Origin of the sequence: Rubrivirga sp. (assembly GCF_049648075.1) — a bacterium.
Lineage (GTDB): Bacteria > Bacteroidota > Rhodothermia > Rhodothermales > Rubricoccaceae > Rubrivirga.
Genome location: NZ_JBARYR010000333.1, coordinates 1 through 1565, shown reverse-complemented (window position 1 = coordinate 1565; position 1565 = coordinate 1). Strand labels below are relative to the sequence as shown.

2 protein-coding genes and 1 pseudogene are annotated in these 1565 nt (G+C 67.2%); all 3 read left to right on the top strand.

What is annotated here, in order from left to right:
- A pseudogene (locus WBA11_RS09975) lies at positions 1-161 on the top strand (glycine cleavage system protein P); the annotation flags it as partial.
- A gap of 42 nt (positions 162-203) precedes the next feature.
- Entirely contained in the window at positions 204-905 is a 702-nt protein-coding gene (locus WBA11_RS09970) for a hypothetical protein (protein ID WP_424520548.1), read from the top strand.
- Between the two features lie 5 nt (positions 906-910).
- Positions 911-1565: TolB family protein (locus WBA11_RS09965; protein WP_424520547.1), on the top strand; the 655-nt coding region annotated here is incomplete at its 3' end.

The following is a 1565-nucleotide window of genomic DNA, read 5'->3' as shown; positions in this document are numbered from 1 at the left end:
TGACGTCCGACGAGTGGAGCCACCCGTACACGCGGAGCCAAGCCGCGTGGCCGACGGGCGACCGCGCGTCCAAGTTCTGGCCGAGCACGGGCCGCGTCGACAACGCCTACGGCGATCGCAATCTGGTCTGCTCCTGTCCTCCGATGGAGGACTACGTCTAGCCTTCCGCGTCCTCGAGGTCGACTCCCGGCCTCGAGGACGACATGCCCATGGTTCTCGCGCTCCTCGCATTGCTCGCCGTCGCTGACACGACGTTGCCGGCGGGCGCGTACGGCACGTGGGTCAACGCCGACACGGTGACGACGAAGCACGAGTTCAATGGAGAGGACGGCCTCGAGACCTACGTCAACACGGTGCTCTACCGACACTTGGTCGTATCGGACTCGACCCTGGCCGACACGATCATCCAGGACGACGACACAGGCGCGATGGCCTACCTCTTCACGACGCCCTACCGCGTCGAGGACGGACGGCTCGTCTTGGAGGGCGACTCGATTTCAATCGATCTCGACCTCGAGGGCGATACGCTGACGCTAACTGTCAGCGGCGTCGAGGACGTGCCACCACCGCAGCGATACGTGCGCGCCGCGCCGCCCGAGGTACCGCCCGAGTTGATCGGGACGTGGGAAGGGGGCGTTGTGGACGACGCGGGCGTGGTCGCCGGCGTCCGAATCGCGTTCCACGACGACGGGACCGCGACGGTGTCGCCCGACGGAGACACCATCCGCTTCGACATGGTCGGACCGTACTTGCTGCTCGAAGAGCCGAGCCATGAGGCGTATTTCGACGAGGAGATGATCGCCATGCGAGTCGGCCACGCCAAGGTCGACGGCGACCGGCTTGAGTTGGCGGGCCTTGGTGACGACCCGCTTTACATGGTCCGGGTCCCGTCTCCAAAACGGTAGCTCGAGTGGCCATACCGTCTAGCGTCGACGAGATCCGTGCCTGCTCCGACGCCGACCTCGAGCGGTTCTCCAGCCTCGAGGTCGGCGTCTCGCCCTCGAGGACGAGCACAGCAGGTTTATCATCGGCACAGACTGTCTCAACCGTTATGCGCCCGCTCGTCGCCGTTCTCGCTCTGCTCGCCGTCCCCGCGCTCGCCCAAGAGCGGTTCGCCCTCGAGGACGTGTTCGAGCTCGAGTGGGCCGCAGATCCACAGATCTCGCCGGACGGCGCCGACGTCGTCTACGTTCGTACCAGCATGGACCGGATGACGGACCGCCGCCGTCGGTCGCTGTGGACCGTGAGCGCCGATAGGACTGGCCACCGCAAGCTGACGATGGACGAGGCAAACGAGTCGTCGCCGCGGTGGTCGCCGAGCGGCGACCGGGTAGCATTCGTGGCGGGAACGGACCAGGGCGCGGAGCTCCACGTCCGCTGGCAGGACACGGGCCAGGTGGCCCGGCTGACGCAGCTCGAGCGGTCGCCGAGCGGACTCGCGTGGTCGCCCGACGGGACGATGTTGGCGTTCTCGATGCTGGTCCCCGAGCCCTACCCGACGCTCGACGTCACCCTCCCGTCCGCCCCGCGCGGCGCTGAGTGGGCTGACAAACCTCGTGTCATCC